This is a genomic window from Streptomyces sp. NPDC037301, assembly GCF_055602785.1.
This window is the reverse complement of sequence record NZ_JBVJWD010000036.1, coordinates 13,589-33,804: the sequence shown is the minus strand read 5'-3', so window position 1 is coordinate 33,804 and position 20,216 is coordinate 13,589. Positions and strand designations below refer to the sequence as shown.

21 protein-coding genes, 1 tRNA gene and 2 pseudogenes are annotated in these 20,216 nt (G+C 69.4%); 10 read left to right on the top strand and 14 right to left on the bottom strand.

Translation table 11 applies throughout. The features are described from left to right. The first annotated feature begins 169 nt into the window (after positions 1–169). Complete coding sequence (locus ACZ7IB_RS36375; RefSeq protein WP_470918577.1) at positions 170–898, top strand: exonuclease domain-containing protein; 729 nt, start codon at positions 170–172, stop codon at positions 896–898. A gap of 24 nt (positions 899–922) precedes the next feature. Here the strand turns inward: ACZ7IB_RS36375 and ACZ7IB_RS36370 are convergent, their stop codons facing one another. The 3 genes from ACZ7IB_RS36370 to ACZ7IB_RS36360 form a co-directional block, all read right to left on the bottom strand. Further along, positions 923–1,276: a DUF4333 domain-containing protein gene (locus ACZ7IB_RS36370; protein ID WP_470918637.1), complete on the bottom strand. Its 354-nt coding sequence runs from the start codon at positions 1,274–1,276 to the stop codon at positions 923–925. Between the two features lie 214 nt (positions 1,277–1,490). Beyond that, entirely contained in the window at positions 1,491–2,003 is a 513-nt protein-coding gene (locus tag ACZ7IB_RS36365; protein WP_470918575.1) for a hypothetical protein, read from the bottom strand. Between the two features lie 171 nt (positions 2,004–2,174). Next, positions 2,175–3,041, bottom strand: coding sequence for a phosphotransferase enzyme family protein (locus ACZ7IB_RS36360; protein ID WP_470918573.1), 867 nt, complete (start codon positions 3,039–3,041; stop codon positions 2,175–2,177). Positions 3,042–3,166: 125 nt separating this feature from the next. Between ACZ7IB_RS36360 and ACZ7IB_RS36355 the strand changes: the two genes are divergently transcribed. The 7 genes from ACZ7IB_RS36355 (at position 3,167) to ACZ7IB_RS36325 (ending at position 10,106) form a co-directional block, all read left to right on the top strand. Then, on the top strand, positions 3,167–4,117 hold the full coding sequence (locus ACZ7IB_RS36355; protein WP_470918571.1) for a carbohydrate ABC transporter permease: 951 nt from the start codon (positions 3,167–3,169) through the stop codon (positions 4,115–4,117). Continuing rightward, complete coding sequence (locus ACZ7IB_RS36350; RefSeq protein ID WP_470918569.1) at positions 4,114–4,953, top strand: carbohydrate ABC transporter permease; 840 nt, start codon at positions 4,114–4,116, stop codon at positions 4,951–4,953. Before ACZ7IB_RS36355 ends, ACZ7IB_RS36350 begins: the two co-directional genes overlap by 4 nt. Further along, positions 4,953–6,248, top strand: a complete 1,296-nt coding sequence (locus ACZ7IB_RS36345) for an ABC transporter substrate-binding protein (RefSeq protein WP_470918567.1) — start codon at positions 4,953–4,955, stop codon at positions 6,246–6,248. Before ACZ7IB_RS36350 ends, ACZ7IB_RS36345 begins: the two co-directional genes overlap by 1 nt. Positions 6,249–6,265: 17 nt before the next feature. Further along, the gene (gene mgt / locus ACZ7IB_RS36340) at positions 6,266–7,498 is read left to right on the top strand and encodes a macrolide-inactivating glycosyltransferase (RefSeq protein WP_470918565.1); all 1,233 of its coding nucleotides are present in this window, start codon (positions 6,266–6,268) and stop codon (positions 7,496–7,498) included. Positions 7,499–7,813: 315 nt separating this feature from the next. Next, on the top strand, positions 7,814–9,016 hold the full coding sequence (locus tag ACZ7IB_RS36335; protein WP_470918563.1) for a S8 family peptidase: 1,203 nt from the start codon (positions 7,814–7,816) through the stop codon (positions 9,014–9,016). 122 nt (positions 9,017–9,138) lie between these two features. Beyond that, the gene (locus ACZ7IB_RS36330; RefSeq protein ID WP_470918561.1) at positions 9,139–9,714 is read left to right on the top strand and encodes a DUF1697 domain-containing protein; all 576 of its coding nucleotides are present in this window, start codon (positions 9,139–9,141) and stop codon (positions 9,712–9,714) included. Then, a complete protein-coding gene (locus ACZ7IB_RS36325; RefSeq protein ID WP_470918559.1) occupies positions 9,711–10,106 on the top strand; it encodes a nuclear transport factor 2 family protein in 396 nt (131 codons plus the stop codon). The genes ACZ7IB_RS36330 and ACZ7IB_RS36325 overlap by 4 nt, the downstream gene beginning before the upstream one ends. A gap of 6 nt (positions 10,107–10,112) precedes the next feature. On the opposite strand, the gene ACZ7IB_RS36320 is transcribed toward ACZ7IB_RS36325, so the two are convergent. The 8 genes and pseudogenes from ACZ7IB_RS36320 to ACZ7IB_RS36285 form a co-directional block, all read right to left on the bottom strand. Further along, positions 10,113–10,898, bottom strand: coding sequence for an ABC transporter ATP-binding protein (locus tag ACZ7IB_RS36320; RefSeq protein ID WP_470918635.1), 786 nt, complete (start codon positions 10,896–10,898; stop codon positions 10,113–10,115). 83 nt (positions 10,899–10,981) lie between these two features. Beyond that, positions 10,982–11,851 (bottom strand): aldo/keto reductase, encoded by an 870-nt coding sequence (locus ACZ7IB_RS36315; protein ID WP_470918558.1) that lies wholly within the window; start codon positions 11,849–11,851, stop codon positions 10,982–10,984. A 211-nt stretch (positions 11,852–12,062) separates the two neighbouring features. Continuing rightward, positions 12,063–12,198, bottom strand: a pseudogene (locus ACZ7IB_RS36310) (IS5/IS1182 family transposase); the annotation flags it as partial. 113 nt (positions 12,199–12,311) lie between these two features. Continuing rightward, on the bottom strand, positions 12,312–13,520 hold the full coding sequence (locus tag ACZ7IB_RS36305; RefSeq protein WP_470918633.1) for a hypothetical protein: 1,209 nt from the start codon (positions 13,518–13,520) through the stop codon (positions 12,312–12,314). Beyond that, the gene (locus ACZ7IB_RS36300) at positions 13,520–13,945 is read right to left on the bottom strand and encodes a hypothetical protein (protein ID WP_470918556.1); all 426 of its coding nucleotides are present in this window, start codon (positions 13,943–13,945) and stop codon (positions 13,520–13,522) included. Before ACZ7IB_RS36300 ends, ACZ7IB_RS36305 begins: the two co-directional genes overlap by 1 nt. A 145-nt stretch (positions 13,946–14,090) precedes the next feature. Further along, positions 14,091–14,321 (bottom strand): annotated as a pseudogene (locus ACZ7IB_RS36295) (IS630 family transposase); the annotation flags it as partial. A gap of 55 nt (positions 14,322–14,376) precedes the next feature. After that, positions 14,377–15,804, bottom strand: a complete 1,428-nt coding sequence (locus ACZ7IB_RS36290) for a phytoene desaturase family protein (RefSeq protein ID WP_470918554.1) — start codon at positions 15,802–15,804, stop codon at positions 14,377–14,379. A 106-nt stretch (positions 15,805–15,910) separates the two neighbouring features. Next, positions 15,911–15,984, bottom strand: a tRNA-Met gene (locus ACZ7IB_RS36285). Between the two features lie 447 nt (positions 15,985–16,431). Here ACZ7IB_RS36285 and ACZ7IB_RS36280 point away from each other — a divergent pair. Beyond that, a complete protein-coding gene (locus ACZ7IB_RS36280; protein WP_470918552.1) occupies positions 16,432–17,016 on the top strand; it encodes a TIGR03086 family metal-binding protein in 585 nt (194 codons plus the stop codon). 68 nt (positions 17,017–17,084) lie between these two features. Further along, a complete protein-coding gene (locus tag ACZ7IB_RS36275) occupies positions 17,085–17,717 on the top strand; it encodes a DsbA family protein (protein ID WP_470918550.1) in 633 nt (210 codons plus the stop codon). A 28-nt stretch (positions 17,718–17,745) separates the two neighbouring features. Here ACZ7IB_RS36275 and ACZ7IB_RS36270 read toward each other — a convergent pair whose 3' ends face one another. From ACZ7IB_RS36270 to ACZ7IB_RS36260, 3 genes are read right to left on the bottom strand one after another with little or no spacing between them, the layout of a single operon-like run. Beyond that, positions 17,746–18,510, bottom strand: coding sequence for a sirohydrochlorin chelatase (locus ACZ7IB_RS36270; RefSeq protein ID WP_470918548.1), 765 nt, complete (start codon positions 18,508–18,510; stop codon positions 17,746–17,748). Between the two features lie 8 nt (positions 18,511–18,518). Beyond that, on the bottom strand, positions 18,519–19,397 hold the full coding sequence (locus tag ACZ7IB_RS36265; RefSeq protein WP_470918546.1) for an ABC transporter permease: 879 nt from the start codon (positions 19,395–19,397) through the stop codon (positions 18,519–18,521). Beyond that, on the bottom strand, positions 19,384–20,172 hold the full coding sequence (locus ACZ7IB_RS36260; protein ID WP_470918545.1) for an ABC transporter ATP-binding protein: 789 nt from the start codon (positions 20,170–20,172) through the stop codon (positions 19,384–19,386). Before ACZ7IB_RS36260 ends, ACZ7IB_RS36265 begins: the two co-directional genes overlap by 14 nt. Positions 20,173–20,216 lie beyond the last annotated feature (44 nt).

The window sequence follows — 20,216 nt, the reverse complement described above, 5'->3', positions numbered from 1 at the left end:
AGTGGTGCGTGCGAAGGTGGTCATCACTTGGGAGAACGCACCACAGAAGGAGGTACGGGATGAGCTGGCACCAGGAGTGCCGGGTCGGCTTCGGCCCGGAGGCGAGCGGCACGGACCCGCTGGAGGCCCGGATCGCCACCGCCGCGGCCGTCGGGGCGGGGGCGGTCCGATGAGCTGGATCAGCGGGCCGTTGCTGGCGTTCGACCTGGAGACCACGGGGACGGATGTCGAGACCGACCGCATCGTGACGGCGGCGGTCGTCCGGCTGGAGGCGGACGGATCCGTGTCGGAGGAGCGGACCTGGCTGCTGAATCCGGGTGTGGCCATACCCGAGCAGGCATCGGCGATCCACGGCATCTCGACGGAATGTGCCCGCGAGCACGGGGCGCCGGCCGCCTCCGCGATCGAGGAGATCACACGGGCCGTCGCTGACGGGCTGCGCTCAGGGACGCCGCTGGTGGTGATGAACGCACGCTATGACCTGTCCCTGCTCGACCGTGAGTGCCGGCGGTACGCGGTCGAGTCGGTCAGCGAGCGACTGGGCGACGCGCCTTCGCCCGTCATCGATCCGTTGGTGATCGACAAGCATGTCGACAAGTACCGGAAGGGGAAGCGGGCCCTCCACGCGCTGTGTGCCCACTACGGGGTGTCGCTCGACGACGCGCACGACGCGAGGGCGGACGCCGTGGCCGCTGCCCGCGTGGTGCGGCGTATGGGGGAGAAGCACCAGCCCGTCGGAGTGATGCCGTTGGAGGACCTGCACGGTCTTCAGGTGCGCGCGGCGGCCGAGCAGTCGCTCTCCCTGCAGGCCTACCTCCGGCGCACCGCGGATCCGGCTGCGGTCGTCGAACCGGACTGGCCGCTCATCCCCCGGAGGCGGGAGCCCGCAGGCGGTTGAGGGTGATCCGACGGGCGAGGGGTGTCAGTTCGGAGCCGGCGAAGCCGTCTCGTCGGCCTTGAAGTCGTAGTGGATCTGCTTTCCGTCGACGGAGGTGACGGTGACCGTCACGCCCAGGGTGCTGCCGTCGTCCGCGGCGAGCGTGCACCGGGTTTCGGTGCCGACCTTCCCGGCGAGGTCCTCAGGGCACGTGACGTCCGGCTTCGGCTGGCCCGTCGTGGAGGCGAGCTTGTCGGCGAGCGAGGCGGCCAGCTTGTCGGAGGACAGCTTCGGCTCGGACTTTCCGGCGCTGACCGACGCCGAGCAGCCGACGAGCAGCGCGCCGGCGGCCACGGCCGAGAGGCTCCACTTCGCTGCGGTCGAGCGGGCTATGGTGATCGGTGCTCCATTCCGAATGATCAAGGCAGTCGCCGGAAACATACGTGGGACTGTGTTCCGCGGATGCCGCCGGAGGGCGGTCGGCCCACCTCCGGCAACAGGTGGGAACATGCCGGGCCGACCCCGGTCCGGGCAGGAGCCCGGAGGGACGGGCGTCCCCGCGGAAGGCGGGGGAGGCCGCGGGGCCGGGCGGCGAGTCGTGGTCCCGCAGACCTCACAGCTTACCGAAGATCACTCCGCGCCAGGTCCAGCCCGACTCGAGGGCGGCTTTCCGCAGGGGGTTGGTCAGCTGCGCGCTGTCGAAGCTGAATGTCTCCGTCGCTTCGAGGCGGCCGTTCTCCCCGCGTTGGAGCGTCCAGCGGCGGGAGACGGTCCTGCCCGAGCCGCGCGCGTACTCCGCCGAAGTCTTCAGCCGCGGAGGATTCCCGACGCGGGTGACTTCCCACTGCTCCTCGACGGCACGCACCTCAGGGACCTCCTCGACCAGGCGCATCCGGATCCGGAGGGCGTGCGTCAGCTGGGACCCGATGAAGAAGGTCTGCCAGGCTGGCTCGGCGATCCGCCACTCCGCCACCAGATTGGCGTCATGCGCTGCGCCGTCGCGGATGATGTACGGGACATCCGGCCGGTTGAGGCTGAGTAGGGCTGTCCGCAACTCCTCGGCTGAGCGTGGCGCGACCCCGTCCTCGGGGCGCTTGGTTCCGGTCAGCATGTCGAAGAATCCCATGAGGTCAACCTATGAGGGTCGGATTGTCGGTACAAGAAGGGCCGTTCCGGCGGGACGTCCTACGAAGCCGCGCCGGTGTCCGGCCGGACCGTGCGCACGAAGTCCCGGAAGTCCTCCAGGACGGCGAGGTGCTGGGACGCGGTAGCGATTCCGTGCGACGGGAAGCGCCGTTCAGAAGGGGTACCAGCGCGCCTCGGGGTCGTCCTCGCGCAGTGACGTCACCCTGCGCCGGAATTCCGTCAGCGCCTTGGGGTTCGCCGGGGCGTGCTGGGAGACCCAGGCGCAGCTCGCCGTCTCGCGGGCGCCGCGCAGAACCGCGCATCCTTCCCAGGTGCGTACGTCCCAGCCGTACGCCTCGGTGAACGCGTCGTAGGCATGGGCGGGCAGGCCGTACCGGTCGCGGGAGAGTGCGAGGACCACCAGATCGTGCTCGCGCAGATCGGCGGAGAAGGTCTCGAGATCGACCAGCACCGGCCCGTCCGGGCCGACGTGGACGTTGCGGGGGAGCGCGTCGCCGTGGATGGGACCCGGCGGCAGGTGCGGGGCAAGGGCCGCCGCGGCCTTCGCGAACCCGTCGCGCCGGCCGCGCAGATAGTCGGCGTCGGCCGGATCGATCGCGTCGCCCGCGAGCCGCAGCCAGCGCTCGACGCCGCCGAGCAGCTCACGGCGCGGCAGCGTGAAGCCCTCCGGGGCGGGCAGCGCGTGCACCTGGGTGAGCAGCGGGGCAAGATCGCGCGGCTCGGCAGGGCGTACGGCGTCGGGCAGCCGGTGCCAGAGCGTCACCGGATGGCCCTCCACCAGCCGCGCCCCGGGCTCGGCGACCCGTACGGCGGGGACACCGGAGGCGGCCAGCCACTGAGCGACGGCCACCTCGCGCTCGGCCCGGTCCCGCAGTTCCGGGTTCTGCACGGCGTCCCGGCCGACCTTGACCACCAGGTCGTCCACGGCGAACACCGCGTTCTCACCCAGCGCGAGCAACTCCGCGCCGCCGGACAGTCCGGCGGCGGTCAGCACCTCGCGCGCACGCATCTCGTTCATGGCTCCGATTTTCGCATCTGTGCAGGCTGCCTTGACGAACCGACGGCCCGTCAGCACGATGGCGAGGGTCACCTGAGCGGCCAGAACGGTATGAAACCGATCGAATGACGCAAGGGGGCGAATTCATGACATTGGCGAGTGCAACCGTACGATCCGGAAGGAACGGTCCGCCCGGCAGTCCGCATGACAAGCAGACCCGGCCGGTCAGCCGGAACGCCGGCACTTGGTTCCTGGTATTGCCCGCGCTGATCCCGATCCTGATCCTCAGTGTCGGCCCGCTCCTCTACGGCATCGCGCTGGCCTTCACCGATGCCCAGTCGGGCCGCACCCGCTCCACCCAGTGGATCGGCGGGCTGAATTTCCAGGACCTGCTCCACGACGCCCTGTTCTGGGACTCGTTCCGGATCGGTCTGCTGTGGGCGGTCGGCGTCACCGTCCCGCAGTTCGTACTGGCGCTCGGCCTCGCCCTGCTGCTCAACCAGAATCTGCGCATGCGCTGGCTGGCTCGGGCGCTGGCGATCATTCCGTGGGCGATGCCCGAGGTGGTCGTCGGCATCATGTGGCGGCTCGTCTACAACCCGGACGCCGGCATCCTCAACGAGACGATCCGTGATCTCGGCCTCGGCGACGGCCGGGACTGGCTCACCGGGCTCGCCACCGCCCTGCCCGCCGTGGTCGTCGTGGGCGTCTGGGCCGGCATGCCCCAGACCACCGTCGCCCTCCTGGCCGGGCTGCAGAACACCCCGCACGAACTCCACGAGGCGGCCGCCCTGGACGGCGCAGGTGCCTGGCGCCGCTTCCGCACTGTCACCTGGCCCGTGCTCAGACCGGTCGCGCTCTCCATCACCGCGCTCAACTTCATCTGGAACTTCAACTCCTTCGCCCTGGTCTACGTGCTGACCAACGGAGGGCCCGGCGGCCGCACCCGGCTGCCGATGCTCTTCGCGTACGAAGAGGCCTTCCGCTACGGACAGTTCGGCTACGCCGCGGCGATGGGCTGTGTGATGGTCGCGGTGATCTCCGTGATCCTCGCGGTGTATCTCGTCGGCCGGCTCAGGGGAGGCGAGGACCGGTGAGCCTGCGTACCAGCAGATCCGCACGCGCCGGACAGTACGTCGCACTGCTCGGCTATCTCGTCTTTCTGGCGTTCCCGTTCCTGTGGCTGATCTCCACCGCCTTCAAACCGGCGCGCGAACTGGGTTCCCTGCACCCGACCTGGATCCCCGAGCATCCGACGCTGGACAACTTCCGCAAGGCATTCGACGAACAGCCGCTGCTCCAGGCCGCCGCCAATTCGCTGATCGCCGCGCTCTGCGCCGCTGTCGTCGCGGTGCTCATCGCCACGCCCATGGCCTATGTCATGGCCCGCCACCGCTCCAGGCTCTCGACGGCCACCACCGGATGGGTCGTGGTCAGCCAGGCGTTCCCGTTCGTCCTGCTGATCATTCCGCTCTTCCTGGTCCTGAAGAATCTCCATCTGATCAACACCCTGTGGGGGCTGATCATGGTGTACGTCGTCTGGGCGCTGCCCTTCGCGCTGTGGATGCTGGTGGGGTACGTACGGGCCGTGCCCGCCGAGGTCGAAGAGGCCGCCTCGGTCGACGGCGCGGGCCGGCTGCGGACGCTCGTCTCGGTCACCGCCCCGCTGCTGGCCCCCGGCATCGTCGCCACCGCACTCTTCGCGTTCATCACCGCATGGAACGAGTTCTTCTTCGCACTCGTCCTGCTCAAGACACCGGAGAAGCAGACCTTGCCGGTCGTACTGACCCACTTCATCGGGGCGGAGGGCGCGGCCGACCTCGGACCGCTCGCCGCCGCCGCGTTCCTTGCGACCCTTCCCTCGCTGGTCATCTTCGCGATCATCCAGCGGCGGATCACGGGCTCCATGCTGGCCGGGGCGGTGAAGAGCTGATGCGTCCACTACGGACGGCGGCCGGCGCCGTGGCCACCGCGCTGGCCCTGCTGCTCACCGGCTGCGCGGGGACGGGCGACGGCGGGGACGGCAACGGGCGGACCGAGCTCAGCTTCCAGTCGCTGGCCTGGCAGAAGGAGTCCGTCGACGCCAACAAGCAACTGGTGAAGGAGTGGAACGAAACCCACCCCGACATCCATGTCAACTACGTCCAGGGCAGCTGGGACACCGTCCACGACCAGCTGCTCACCTCCTTCGAGGGTGACGAGGCGCCGGATGTCATCCATGACGCCTCCGACGACCTCGCCGACTTCGCGTACGGCGGCTACCTCGCCGATCTGCGGACGCTCCTGCCGGACCGGCTGACCGCCGACATCCCGCAACAGAGCTGGCGGACGACCACCTTCGGCGACGGCGTCTACGGAGTGCCGTTCCTCCAGGAGCCCCGTGTCCTGATCGCCAACACCAAGATCCTCAAGGAGTCGGGGGTCCGTATTCCGACCCCCGGCAACCCCTGGAGCTGGACCGAGTTCAGGCAGATCACCAAGGAGCTGACGGACAAGGGGAGATACGGCGTCGCCTGGCCGCTCAAGGAGCCCGTCTCCGTCACCCTCAACCTCGGCCTCTCCGCCGGCGGCCGGCTCTTCCATGCGGACGCCGACGGCAAGGTGACCATCCGCGCGGGCGAGGGCGACCAGGTCGTCCCCGGCACCATTCACGATCAGGTCGACATCGATCACAGCGCCGCCCGCACCGCGCTCGGCATGGGCGGCTCCGACACCCTCCCCGGATTCTTCGGCGGTAAGTACGCGATGGTTCCGCTCGGCTTCTCGTACCGCCAACAAGTCGTCGAGCAGGCCCCCGAGGGCTTCGAGTGGACCGTCCTGCCCGCCCCGGCCGGGAGCGGGGGCCTCGCCCAGGGGGTGAGTCCGCAGACCCTCTCCGTCTCGGAGGCCAGCCCGCACAAGAAGGAGGCCGCGCAGTTCATCGACTTCCTGCTCCGGCCGCAGAACATGGTGCGCCTGGCCAAGGGCGACTGGATGCTCCCGACCGGCACCACGGCCCTCGCGGACCCGGCCCTGCACACCGACAAGGACGGCTGGTCGACCGGGGTCGCCGTGGCGAAGGCGTTGCGGCCGGCGCCCGCCCAGTCGGTCCGCGGCTACCCGGAATGGAAGGACAAGGTCGCCACACCCGCCCTCCAGGAGTACTACAGCGGGGCGATCGGCGCAGAAGAGCTGAGGAAACGTCTGGTCGACGACGGGAACCGGGTGCTGGCCCGCTATCAGCGCTGAGGCACCCCGAAAACCAAATGCACGAGACGTATCGTCTCGCCTACGGTGAGGGCATGACGAATACCGAGCGCGCCCATATCGCCATGTTCTCCATCGCCGCCCACGGGCACGTGAACCCGAGCCTGGAAGTCATCCGGGAGCTCGTCGCCCGTGGGCACCGCGTCAGTTACGCCATCCCGGCGTCGTTCGCCGAGAAGGTCGCCGCCACCGGCGCCGAACCGGTGCTCTACACCTCGGTGCTGCCGACCGAAGAGGCCCCGGACGCCTGGGGTACCGAACTCATCGACAACCTCGAACCCTTCCTCGACGACGCCGTCCAGGCCCTGCCTCAGCTCATCGAGGCCTTCGACGGGGACGAGCCCGACCTCGTCCTGCACGACATCACCTCCTACCCGGCGCGAGTCCTTGCCCATCGCTGGGGTGTGCCCGCCGTCTCCCTCTCGCCCAACCTGGTCGCCTGGGACGGATACGAAGAGGAGGTCGGCGAGCCGATGACCGCCGAGCTGAAGCGGTCCGAGCGCGGGCGGGCGTACTACCGGCGCTTCCAGGACTGGCTCACCGGGAACGGGATCGACCGGCACCCGGACCCGTTCGTCGGCCGGCCGCCGCGGTCGGTCGTCCTGATCCCCGAGGTGCTCCAGCCGAACGCCGATCGTGTCGACAGGGCGGTCCACACCTTCGTGGGCGCCTGCCAGGGGGACCGCGCGGACCAGGGCGAGTGGCAGCGCCCCGAGGGTGCCGAGAAGGTGCTGCTGGTCTCGCTCGGCTCGACCTTCACCAACCAGCCAGGTTTCTACCGCGACTGCGTCACGGCCTTCGGCTCTCTGCCCGGCTGGCACGTCGTGCTCCAGATCGGTACCTGGGTCGACGCCGCCGAACTGGGCGACGTACCGGCCAATGTGGAGGTGCATTCCTGGGTGCCGCAGCTCTCCGTGCTGAAACAGGCGGATGCCTTCATCACCCACGCGGGCGCCGGGGGCAGTCAGGAGGGGCTCGCCACCGCCACCCCGATGGTCGCCGTGCCGCAGGCCGTCGACCAGTTCGGCAACGCCGACATGCTCCAGGCGCTCGGCGTCGCCCGCCATCTCCCGATGGCGGAGGTGACCCCCGAGTCGCTGCGGGCGGCCGTGCTCGGCCTGGTGGGTGACCCCGAGGTGGCGAAGAGGGCCGCGGCCGTGCGGGAGCGCATGGCGGGGGAGGGCGGCACGAAGGGGGCGGCCGACCTCATCGAGGCCGAACTGCCCGCCTGACGAACGGGGGCGGAATCAAGTCGTCTCCTCGCCCACCCGGGTGCACCGGCGGGGTCCGCCTTACCTCTTGCGAAGTGCGCGGGTCGCCGCTGCGGGAGCGGCGAGCCCCGTACGTGTGACGGATGTTGCCACGACTGGCACGACGTGGGTGCAGCTGGCCGGTTTCTTATTACGAAACCTTGTTGAGTAAGTCACAGCCGCATGAAGGTCTTGATCTGAGCGCGTCAATCGGCGAGGGTTTCGAGCCAACCCCCCGGAGATCTTCCGGCCGGGGGGTCAATCCCCCCACAAAGAATGACGAGGAGACCCCTCTTCATGGCAATTCACAAGCGCGCACGTCGGATCAAGCTGACCGCGGCGATAACCGCAGCGGCCGCAGCGGCCGGAGTCACCCTGCTGGGCACCTCCATCGCCGGAGCCGCGCCGGCTCCCGCGATGGGCATCGTCTACGGCGCTGACGCGGCGACCGCCGTCTCGGGCAGCTACATCGTGATGCTGGACCAGAAGGCCGACAAGGCGAAGCTCGCCAAGGAGTACGGCGGCAAGCTCAAGCGGAACTACAACTCCGCCATCAACGGCTTCTCCGCCAGCGGCCTTTCACTGACCGAGGCCAAGCGTCTGGCGGCCGACCCAGCCGTCTCCAAGGTTGTCCAGAACAAGAAGTTCCACATCGACACCACCCAGGACAACCCGCCCTCCTGGGGGCTGGACCGCATCGACCAGGCCGAGACGGCCGGCGACAACGCGTACACCTACCCGGACAGCGCGGGCGAGGGCGTCACCGCATACGTCATCGACACCGGTGTCCGTACCACGCACAACGAGTTCGAGGGCCGGGCCGCCTCGGGCTACGACGCCGTCGACAACGACGACAGCGCCGACGACGGCAACGGCCACGGCACCCACGTTGCGGGCACCATCGCCGGTGCGACCTACGGGGTCGCCAAGAAGGCGAAGATCGTCGCCGTCCGGGTCCTCGACGACTCCGGCTCGGGCACCACCGAGCAGGTCGTCGCGGGCATCGACTGGGTCACCGCCAACCACGAGGGCCCCTCGGTCGCCAACATGAGCCTCGGCGGCGGCGCGGACGAGGCGCTCGACACCGCGGTCCAGAAGGCCATCGCCTCCGGAGTCACCTTCGCGGTGGCCGCCGGAAACGACTCGGCCGACGCGAGCGAGAGCTCCCCGGCCCGCGTCCCGGAGGCCATCACGGTCGCCTCGTCCACGGTGGACGACGAGCAGTCCTCGTTCTCCAACTACGGCTCGATCGTGGACATCTACGCCCCCGGATCCGACATCACCTCATCCTGGAACGACAGCGACGACGGCTCCAACACCATCTCCGGCACGTCCATGGCCACCCCGCACGTCGTCGGTGCCGCCGCCCTCTACCTCTCCGGACACCCGGACGCCACCCCGGCGGAGGTCGCCACGGCGCTGACCGAGGGAGCCACCCCCGACGCGATCTCCAACGCGACCGAGGGCACGCCGAACAAGCTGCTGAAGGTCGTTGAGTAACCGACCCCCGCAGCCGTGACCGGGCGGCACACGCCCGACGCAACGCAATCGGCGGCCGCCGCGCCCTCCCCCACGGGGCGCGGCGGCCGCACTGCGTGGACGGATCGTCCTATGGTGTGCCCATGACGATGTACGCGGCGCTGTTGCGCGGGATCAATGTGAGCGGCCACAAGAAGGTTGCGATGGCCGAACTCCGCACGCTGCTCACCGAACTGGGCCACGGGGACGTCCGTACCCACCTGCAGAGCGGCAACGCCGTCTTCAGCAGCGCGTCGGACGACGAGAACGCACTCGCCGCCGAGTTGGAGCGGGCCATCGAGAAGCGGTTCGGCTTCCCCGTCCCCTGCCTCGTCCGGGACGGCGCCTACCTCACGGCAGTTGCCGCGGCCTGCCCGTTCCCGGCCGCCGAACTGGAAGGCAAGCAGCTGCACATCACGTACTACGGGCAGCCGGTCGACGCCGACCGCTTCGCCGGGATCGACCCGGCGGCCTTCCTCCCCGAGGAGTTCCGGCTCGGCGACCGCGCGCTCTACCTCTACGCCCCCGACGGACTGGGCCGTTCCAGACTCGCCGATGCCCTGTCCCGGCCATCCCTCACCAAAGGCGTCATCACCACCTCGCGCAACTGGAACACCGTGGTCAAGCTGGTGGAGATGACCGCGCCGACGGGTACCGCAAACGACGGAGCCCGCACGTGAGCGAACCGTCCCCCGGCGTGGCCGCAGCGGTGGAGGGCGAGCTCCGCCTCCTCGACCCGGTGGTACGCGCCTGTGCCGAACTCCTCTCCCAGGTGCTGCACCCCGAGTACCGCGAGATCGATTCCGCAGGCCGGGTCTGGGACCGTGACACGATGATCGCCTCGCTCACCGCCGAGAACGCCCCGCGCCCCGGCCCGCTCACCGCGTCCCGGATGCGCGGAGTCCAGCTGGACGACGAATGCGTCCACCTCACCTACGACACCGAGACGAAGGGGCACCTCGCCCACCGAAGTTCGCTGTGGCGACTGACTGGCGCGGGCTGGGTGCTCTACTTCCACCAGGCCACGCCGTTCGGGGATACCGCGAACGCCGGTCCGGACGCCGACGGATGAACCCGTTCAGCGACGGGTGACGCGCTGCGCCCGCGCCGTCCACCGGCCGTCCGTACGGGAGATCCGCACCGGATGTCCGAAGCAGCCGCTGACCTGATCGGTGGTCAGTACCTCGTCGGCCGGGCCCGATGCCACACACCGGCCGCCCCGCAGCAGCATCGCATGCGTGGTCGAGGCGGGCAGTTCCTCCAGATGGTGTGTGACCAGGACCGTCGCCAGCTCCGGATGTTCCTCCCGCAGCGTGTCCAGACTGTCGAGCAACTGCTCACGGGCGGCAAGATCGAGCCCCGTGGCCGGCTCGTCGAGCAGCAGCAGCCTCGGTTGCGGCATCAGGGCGCGGGCGATGAGCGTACGGCCGCGCTCACCCTGCGAAAGCGCAGGCCAGCGCGATCGGTTCCTGCCACCCATGCCGAGCATCTTCAGCAGCCGTTCCGCCCGGGCCCGCTGTTCCCGGCTCGCGGACCAGCGCGGCACCGGCTCGACCGAGTTGGTCAGACCGGTCAGCACCACCTCGTGCACCGACAGAGGTGAACGCAGCGGATGGCGGGGATCGACATGCCCGAGCAGCGACCGCAGCTCCCGCAGATCGACCCGCCCGAGGGTTCGCCCCAGCACCTCGACCGAGCCCCTGGTGGGGTGGTTGACGGCGCCGAGGAGCCCCAGCAGCGTGCTCTTGCCGGCCCCGTTAGCACCGAGCAGGGCCCAGTGCTCACCGCTGCGTACGGTCAGGGAGACCGAGTCGAGCAAAACATTGCCCTCCCGGACGAGCGAGACACCCTCGGCCCGGACCACGGGGACGGCGGCGGGAGAACCGGAAGCACCGGCCGGGGCGGGAACAGCGGCGGTGGTACGTGTGGTCACGTGCGGGTACTCCTTCATGCGGGTGCGAGCGCCTCCAGGCAGCTCATGTCCTCGGCGGACAGCCGGATCTCCCGCGCCCCCAGGTTCTCCGCCAGATGGACGGGCGAACCGGTGCCCGGAGTCGGGCACAGCGCAGGGGAGCGGTGCAGCAGCCAGGCGAGGGCGATCTGCCCACGGGTGGCACCGTGCCGATCGGCGACACCGGTGAGCGCCGCGGCTGCCTCGCCGGTCAGAGCACCGTTGGCCAGTGGGAACCAGGGCAGAAAAGCCAGGTGGTGGGCCTCGCACACCTTCAGGACCGCGTCCGACGAACGGTCGAGGAGATTGAAGCGGTTCTGCACCGAGGCGATCCCGGTCAGGGAGAGAGCCTGCTCCAGCTGGTCGGCGGTGAGGGTGTCCAGACCGATGTACCGGATCTTACCCTCCTGCCTCAGCGCATCCAGGGTGCCCAGCTGGTCGGCCATGGGTACGTCCAGGTCCAGCCGGTGCAACTGGTAGAGGTCGATCCGGTCGGTCCGCAGCCGCCGCAGACTGGCCTCGCACATCGCCCGCAACTGCTCGGGACGGCCCGCGACGTGCCAGGCACTGTCGCTGGTGCGCACCACACCGCCCTTGGTCGCGATCACCAGATGCTCGCGGTACGGGCGAAGGGCCTCGGCCACCAGCTCCTCGGCCAGCCCGGGGCCGTAATTGTCGGCGGTGTCGATGAGCGTGACACCCCGCTCGACGGCCGCCCGCAGCACGGCCACGGCGTCCCGCCGCTCCCCGCGCGGCCCCCAGTATCCCGGGCCGGTCAGCTGGGCGGTGCCATAGCCGAGACGGCGTACGGGCAGCTCGCCGCCGAGCAGGAAGACATCATCGAGAGGGTGTGACGTGGAAGACATAACGGGAATACTAAGACCGACCGGCAAATGGGGGGCGGCGTCGCGGGGCTGGGCACGCACTCCCCCAAGGCCTTAAGGGCCAGGGGGGACCCCCTCCGGCGTTGTCGTCAGCCGACAGCTTCCCCGAGCTCTCGGCTTCGCTCGAGCAGGGGAGACCCCATCGCGTTGCCTCCCTCCTCCGCCTTGCAGCTGCACGCACCCAGCCCTGCTCGGCGAGGGCGAAGTTGTGCAGGCGGGCAACGCTGAGGATGGCGTGGTGGATTCCTTCGCCTTTGAGGCGGCAGCCGCGCAGGATCTTCCAGTTCTTCATGCGGGCGAAGGCGCTCATGTTCAATCCGGGCGCGCAAGGGACGACCCCCTTCCTGCAGCGTTTGGCACGAGGGACGACCCTTGCTCCGCTTCATCGGCCGTCCGAACGGGAGGTTCGACCCGGGCGCGTGAGGGACGCCCCTGTCGCTGGTCAGGATGTTGCAGGTCGGGCCTTCACCGGGGGCATGGTGTGCAGCAGTTCCAGTCGGCGCTGGACGGCTTCGACCGCCCCGGAGCGCCGGCCAGGAACGTGTCGGCGCAATGAGACCAGGGGCGGGCCGAGTTCCCGTGCCCGCTGTGGGTCGCGAAGTTCTTGCCACTGGTGGTGGGCGCGGTCTACGGCGCTTTCTACGGCGGGGTCGTCCGGGGGCTGTTGCCGGGCGAGGCGGGCGTCGGCGGCAGCCATCCACAACTCGCAGCTGCGCGCCGGATCGTCGGCTATGCGAGCGAGGTCGGCCCGGACCTCCAGCCAGTGGATGGCCTGCACGGAGCCTGCGCCGTAGGTACGCAGGGCCCACCCCTCCCACATGGCCGCGAGCGACGCGGCCTCGCCGTGCCGCCCTGCGTGGGCGGCGGTAAAAATCGCAGGCAGCGGGTCCTCTTCGGCCACCTCGGTGTTTTCCGGAATCGGAGCAGGCGCCGTCGGAACAGGTACAGGCTCCTGGTGCGGCCGGTTCGGTACCTGGACGGCTGACGTCGCAGAGGCGGGGAGGGCTGTGTTGTCGATGGCCAGGAACAGCGCGCCGTCGGGGCCGGCCTGGGCGGCGGCCTGTTCGTGGAGCTGGGCGAGCGGCGGGTTGATGCCGCTGCGCCAGGTGGTGGCGAGGGCCTTCAGGTAGGCCGGTTCTGCGATTTGACGGCGTGGCGGCGGCGGGGTGATCCGGCCGTATACGCGGATTCCGTAGCCGAGGACGAGGCCCTCGGTACGGAGTTGCTGCCAGGCGTCCGGGGCGGCGACCACGTCGGTGACGACGGTGGTGGTGCCCGGTCGGCGCAGTTTGAGCTCGCTGGCCAGCCAGTGCCAGGGCAATGCGGTGTAGCGCAGGGTGCTCGGCGTGGTCCGGGCGAGTGCGAGGTGGAGCAGGCGCTGCTTGTGGTCGAGGTGGAGTTGTCCGGTGATGTAGAGGGAGAGTGGGCCGGGTGTGGCGGCTGCGGCGCGGATGCGGGTGAGGACGGTCTGCGGGTCGGTCGGGTCGGCGAGTTCGACGATGGTGGCCGCCGTCGTGCCGGTCAGGATGCTGGGCGGGACCGCCGCGAGCGAGGGCAGGACGCTGGTCGCGTCGATGAGACAGTCCTTGCCGGCCGGGGCTGCCGCGATCAGCAGCGCGGTCCCGGATGCCGTGTCCTCCCCGTTGATCATCACAACAGCACCGTAGCCGCTGCCCGGCCTGTGAATGTAACCAGCGGCCAACTCCTGTCCGATGACTTCTGAACTCGTGATCTCGGTCGGTTCGTGGCTTCGTGCAGATCGGAGACCGTTGGTGCTGTTCGGGAGCAAGAACGTGGCTGCAGCCAGTGACGCGCGGCGGCCAGTGTCACCTCGATGTCGTCACTCCATGAACAGACTTCCAGCCACGACAGGTAGCCGCCCTGCGTGAAGACCAGGACCTCACCGGGGCACTCGCGGGCCTCGGTGACGAGCTGCGCTTCGGCCGCCACCACAGTGCCGGGGCCGTTGGGCGCGGGCTCTGTCATGCTGGTATCGAGTTCGAAGTAGGCGGTACCGCACCCGCATGTGCAGCGCGCGCACGCTGAGATACGGAACCTGTCTTCGGAGCGCGACATGAACCGGATTGTCCGTTTTCAAGGCTGCCGCAAGCACGTCGGCTACGTCGGCAGGCAGGCTCTCGGTCATCCCGTCACCGTATCTGACCAGGGGCTCTTGGCTCCGATCGTGCCGGGCCCATCGCCGTTCGACCGATCGGCGTGTTCACGCGTCCAGGGCCAGGGTGGTGCCGGCGAGGCAACCGTCGATGTCCTCCGGTCGGCACTGCGGCATCTTGAGCTTGCGCTTCACGGCGCGTGTGATCTGGCTGAGGTCAGCGGCGGCGAGGTTGCCGATGTCGTGCTCGGCCAGCGACCAGGTACCCTCTTGCGGGTTCAAGTCGGGCGCGTAGGTGGGCAGCTGGAAGGTCGTGAGCCAGTCCGCGTTCGCTTCGCACCGGGCCGGTGTCTCCGGATGATCACGAGCACTGGTAACGGTCGGCAACGGCTTCTTACGAGCCTGATGCTCTGCGGAGGTGGCGCAGGGCTCGTGCGGCGGCATGGGCGCCGCACATTCCGTGCGCGCCGGGGCCGGGTGGGGTGGCCGCGGAGCACAAGTAGTGGCCGGGCACTCCGGCGTCGTAGGGGTGCAGGGTGGGCCGTGGCCCGACTATCAGCTGGGGGATGTTCTTGGCGCCTGTCATGATGTTGCCGCCGACGTAGTTCGGGTTGTACTCCACGAATCCGGATGTGGTGCGAACGGCGGTGCCGATGATCCGGTCCCGGAACTCCGGGGCGAATCGCTCGATCTGAGCGATGATCGCTTCAGTGGCATCACCGGAATAGCCGTTCGGAACGTGGGCGTAGGTATACAGCGGGTGCACGTTGCCGGCCGACCGCTGCGGGTCGGCCAGGTACTGCTGCCCGACCAGGACGAACGGTCGGCCAGGCATTCGTCCGGCGTGGATCTCACGCTCGGTGGCGGCGATCTCGGCGAACGTGCCGCCGAGATGCACCGTTCCTGCCCGCCGCGCCGCTTCGGCGGTCCAGGGGACGCCGCCTTCGATGGCGAAGTCGACCTTGAACGCCCCTGGGCCGTACCGGAATCGTCGGTAGGCCCGAGCGACGCGCGGCGGCAGCAGGTCGCCCATGATGTCTGCCATGGCTGTGGGCGCCACATCCCAGATGGTCAGGTCCGCGGGTGGCAGCTCCCGGACCGATCGCACCCGGACGCCGGTCTGGATCTCCCCACCGAGGTCGAGCAGCAGCGCCGCCATGGCTTCGGTGATGCGGCGCGATCCCCCTTCGGCGACGGCCCAGCCGTGTTGGTGTCCCGCGGTGAGGATGCCGAGTCCGATGCTGGCGCTGAGCGGCCGGTGCAGGGGGTGGTAGGCGTGGGCCGCGACCCCGCCGAAGAGAGCCCTTGCCTCTTCGGTCGAGAAAAGCTTCGCCAGCAGCGATGCGGGGGCGAGTGCGGGTGTGCCGAAGCGGGCGAGGCGAACGGGGTGCCGCGGCATGCGCAGGAGTGGGCCGAGGATGTCGTTGCTCAAGGTGTCGTAGGCCGCTGACGGGCCGTCGAACAGCCACTGCCAGCGTCGGCCGTCGGTGCCGAGACCGGCGGCGGTCTCGGCGACCGAGCGGTGCAGCACCCCGGCAGTGCCGCCGTCGAGCGGATGCACGCAGTCGATCTCCGGCAACACCCACTTCAGCCCGTGGCCGGCCAGGTCGAGGCACTGCAGGAAAGGTGATCCAACAGCCATCGGGTGGATGGCCGAGCAGTGGTCGTGGATCAAGCCGGGAAGGATCGCTTCGCTTGAGCGTGTGCCGCCGCCGATCTCGTCGGACGCCTCCACCACCGTGACTTGTACGTCCGCCCGGGCCAGGGTGATGGCGGCAGCGAGGCCATTGGGACCACTGCCGACCACGGTTGCTGTACTCATGCCGTCCTGTCCTTCCTGGGGCCCAGCCGACGGCGTTGCCCCCGCCTCTACAGCTTGGGCCCACACGCAGTGAAGGCCCGGCGGATACCGGGCCTTCACGTCTGAGTAGCGGGGACAGGATTTGAACCTGCGACCTCTGGGTTATGAGCCCAGCGAGCTACCGAGCTGCTCCACCCCGCGACGGTACGGTGAACTGTACGGCACCGACCCGGATCGGCCCGATCGGCTTTCGCCTGCGCTCGGGCTGAGCCCGATTGCTCATGATCGACCGTCATGGCCCCTGCTCAGCCAGTCCGGATTCCGACGTTCCCACAGGAACCGGTGCTCACGGATCCGCGAACCCTACACCAGTCTCAATTTTCGCGGCACAATCTCACGATCTCGGCATCGAACGCGGCGTCGAACGGAGAGCCCGCAGTTCAGCGGCTTGCCGGGCCCGGTTGGTCGGCCGAGACCGTGAGGAAACGCCACGTTCCTGAGACTGATCAGCTGTGCCATCGACGTGAGACAGCGGAAGAACCCCTGGCCGGCGAGAACGGCTTGTGCCGCGAGCTTCCGAAGCGCAGGTCCGGGCCGCCGTCGCCTTTCTTCAATACGGCGGCAGGGACCTGTCCTAGCGTGGGGCGCATGAAGAACGAGCACGCTCATCTGACCGAATGCGCTGCCGAGGCGGCCCGTATCGCCCGCTCCATCAGCGCCGAACAGCTCGACGTACCCGCCACACCCTGCGGCGACTGGGACCTGCGCGGACTCATCAACCACTGGGTGCTGTACACCTCCCACGGCCTGGAGCACCGCGCCCTGCGCAAGGACCTCCCTGACGAGCTCACCACCCGTGACTTCACCGCCGACGCCGACTGGGCGCAGAAATACGCGGTGCAGCTGGACCGCGCCGTCGCCGCCTGGTCGGACCCGGCGGTCTGGGAGGGCGAGATCGACCTCGGGGGTTCGACCTCCCCGGCTTCCGAGATCGCCGCGATGCTCATCGAGGAGACGGCCCTGCACACCTGGGACGTGGCCCGCGCCATCGGAGAGGAAGTCCGGCTCTCCGACGCGGCGGCCGCCTACGTCCTCGATGTCGTCGACGGTACCGCCGCGCTCTACCGGCAGTACGACGGCTTCGCCGACGAGGTGACGGTGCCCGCATCGGCGCCGGTGTTCGAACGGGCGCTGGCCCACAGCGGCCGCGACCCGCACTGGACCGGGGCCTGAAAGTGGCCCAGTTGACCGGACGGTGAATGGCCCGGGCCAGTAAGCCAATACCTGGCTAGGCTCGACGCATGACCACACACCGCACCCCGGACACGGGCAGGGCCGTCGTCGATTTCTACTTCGACCCGGCCTGCCCGTTCGCCTGGATCACCTCCCGCTGGATGCTGGAGGTGGAGCAGCAGCGCGACATCGAGCTCCGCTTCCACGTCATGAGCCTCTACCTGCACAACATCGGCAATGAACTCCCCGACTGGTACCGGGAACTGGTCGACAAGTCGATCGGTCCGGTGCGGGTCGCGGTCGCGGCGGCCGCCGACCACGGTGATGCTGTGCTCCGCGATCTCTACACCGCGATGGGCAGCCGCATCCACCAGCAGAAGAACGAGGACTTCGACGAAGTGATCGCCGAATCCCTCGCGGAGCTCGGTCTGCCCGCCGCGCTGGGTGCCGCCGCGCACTGCGGGACGTACGACGAGGCACTGCGGCGCAGCCACGACGCCGGCAAGGATCCGGAGGCGGACGCCTACGTCGGTACGCCCACGATCCATGTCGACGGCTCGGTCTGGTTCGGGCCGGTCCTGCGGGCCGTACCGCGTGGCGAGGAGGCGGCGCGGGTCTTCGACAGCTTCCGGGTACTTGCCGGGAATCCGGACCTCTTCGAACTCAAGCGGACCCGCACGGGCAGCCTGGACGTGGGCTGATGAACGTCGGCCTCTGCGTGCCGAGTTTCTACGCGCTGAGCGACGCCGGCCGTGCGAGCGGGACACGGGCCTCGTCGTACCGGGTCAGCAGCAGTCGCGCCAACTCCGGTGACGGACCCAGGACATCGGCCAGTACATCCGCCCCGGCCGCGCCCGCGGCGATACGGTCCGGGAGCCGGCCGGGTGCGATGACGTAAGGGGCCACCGCCACCCGCCGCACACCTTCGGCCCGCAGGGCCTGTACCGCGTCCTCGGTGCGGGGGAACCCCGCGGGAGATGCAGCGGAGGCGAACGCAGGCCGCACGGCGCACCAACCGGTGTGCCGCAGCTCCCGCGCGATTTCAGCGATCACTGCGATCGCCTCCGGGTCTGTGGAGCCCGCCGAGGCCAGGACGAGCCCGGTCGAACTTCGGTCACCGGGACGGACCCCGGCTTCGTACAGCCGCCGTTCCAGTGCCGCATTCAGCAGGGGTGACGGGCCGAGCACCTCGGCCTGCCGGATGCGCAGCCGAGGCAGTCCGGTCCGGGCCTCGTGCAGCACCGTGGGGATGTCGGACTTGGCGTGGAAAGCCCGGGTGAGCAGCAGGGGGAGCGCGATGACGTCCCCCGCGTCTTCTGCGGCCAGCCGCTCCAACACCCTCGGTATCGACGGCGCGTTGAAATCCAGGAAACCGGTCTCCACGCGCAGCCCCGGCCGCAGCGACCGTACCCGCGCGGTGAGCGCGTGCACGGTCGCCGCGTGCCGCGGGTCGCGGCTGCCGTGGGCGATGACGAGGAGGACCGGGGCGGACATGGCGTGGCTCAGTTCTTGACGAGGAGACCGCGGCTGCGCAGCACCCACCGCTCCAGCGGACTGAAGATCAGCAGGTCGATCGCGATGCCGACGAAAAGAATCAGGATGATGGCGAGGAAGATGCCGGGCATGTCCGCGTTGTTGCGGCCGTTCTCCAGCAACTGGCCGAGCCCCAGGCCGAGATCGGGGGAGGAAGCGATGATCTCGGCGGCCATCAGTGAGCGCCAGGAGAACGCCCAGCCCTGCTTGAGACCGGCCAGATAGCCGGGCAGCGCGGCCGGCAGCACGATGTGCCAGGTCCCGCGCAGCCCGGTCGCGCCGAGCGTACGGCCCGCCCTCAGGAACAGCGGCGGCACCTGGTCGACGCCGGAGACCAGCCCATTGGCGACCGAGGGGACGGCGCCCAGCAGGATCACGGCGTACATCATCTTGTCGTTCAGCCCGAGCCAGATCACGGCCGGTGCCACCCAGGCGACCGACGGCAGGGACTGCAGCCCGGACAGGATCGGGCCGGTCGCGGCCCGTACGAACTTCACCCGGGCGACCAGCAGACCCAGCGGCGTACCGATGGCCACGGCCATCAGGAAGCCGAGCAGACCGCGCGAGAAGCTGGTCCAGACGACCTCCAGCAGCGTCCCCTGCAGCCACATGTCCGACGCGCTGTTCCACACCGCGGCTGGTGACGGCAGCTTGTAGTCGTCCGTGACCTGGGCCTCGACGAGCAGCTGCCAGACGATGATCACCAGCGCCACCGCGAGCACCGGCGGCAGTATCTTGCGCAGCAGCACCTCGCGCACCGGGGTGCGGCGCACCTGCGCGGCGTCCAGCGCGTCGAGCCCGGCCTCCAGACCGGCCAGATCGTCGGGCTTCGTGTCAGTGCCGGCCATGACGGCGGATCTCCCCACGCAGTTGTTCGGTGATCTCGACGGACAGCTCCGCGACCGCGTTGTCCTCGATACGGCGCGGCTGCTCGATGTCGACCGTCCACTCGCGGGCGATCCTGCCGGGGCGGGACGACAGCAGGACGACCCGCTCGGCGAGCCGCACCGCTTCGCGCACATTGTGCGTGACGAAGAGGACCGAGACGTTCGTCTCGCGCCAGATCCGGGTCAGCTCGTCGTGCAGCACGTCCCGGGTGATGGCATCGAGCGCGGCGAACGGCTCGTCCATCAGCAGCAGTTGACTTTCCTGGGCGAGGGCTCGGGCCATTGCCACCCGCTGCCGCATACCGCCCGAGAGTTCATGTACACGCTTCCCGTACGCCCCGCCCAGCCGTACGAGTTCCAGCAGCCGCTTCGCTTCCGTGCGGCGCTCCGACTTGGGTACGCCGCGCAGCCGCAGCGCGAGTTCGATGTTCTTGCCCGCGGTCAGCCATGGGAACAGGGCGTGTTCCTGGAACATCAGGGCCGGCCGCCCGCCGGGAGTCTCGATTGACCCCGCGGTCGGGCGGTCGAGTCCGGCCACCAGATTGAGCAGCGTCGACTTTCCGCACCCGGAGGCTCCCAGGAGGGTGACGAACTCGCCCGGTGCGACATCGAGCGTGATGTCGTCCAGGACGAGCTGCTGCCCCTCCGGTCCGCCGAAGGACTTGGAGACATGTGCGATACGGGCGGCGTGCCCGACCGCTGTACGGTCCTCGGCCTTGGTGAGGGTGGTCGCCATGGTCGTCACCTCCTGGGAATCCTGGGTTCGGGTTCGGTCGGCTT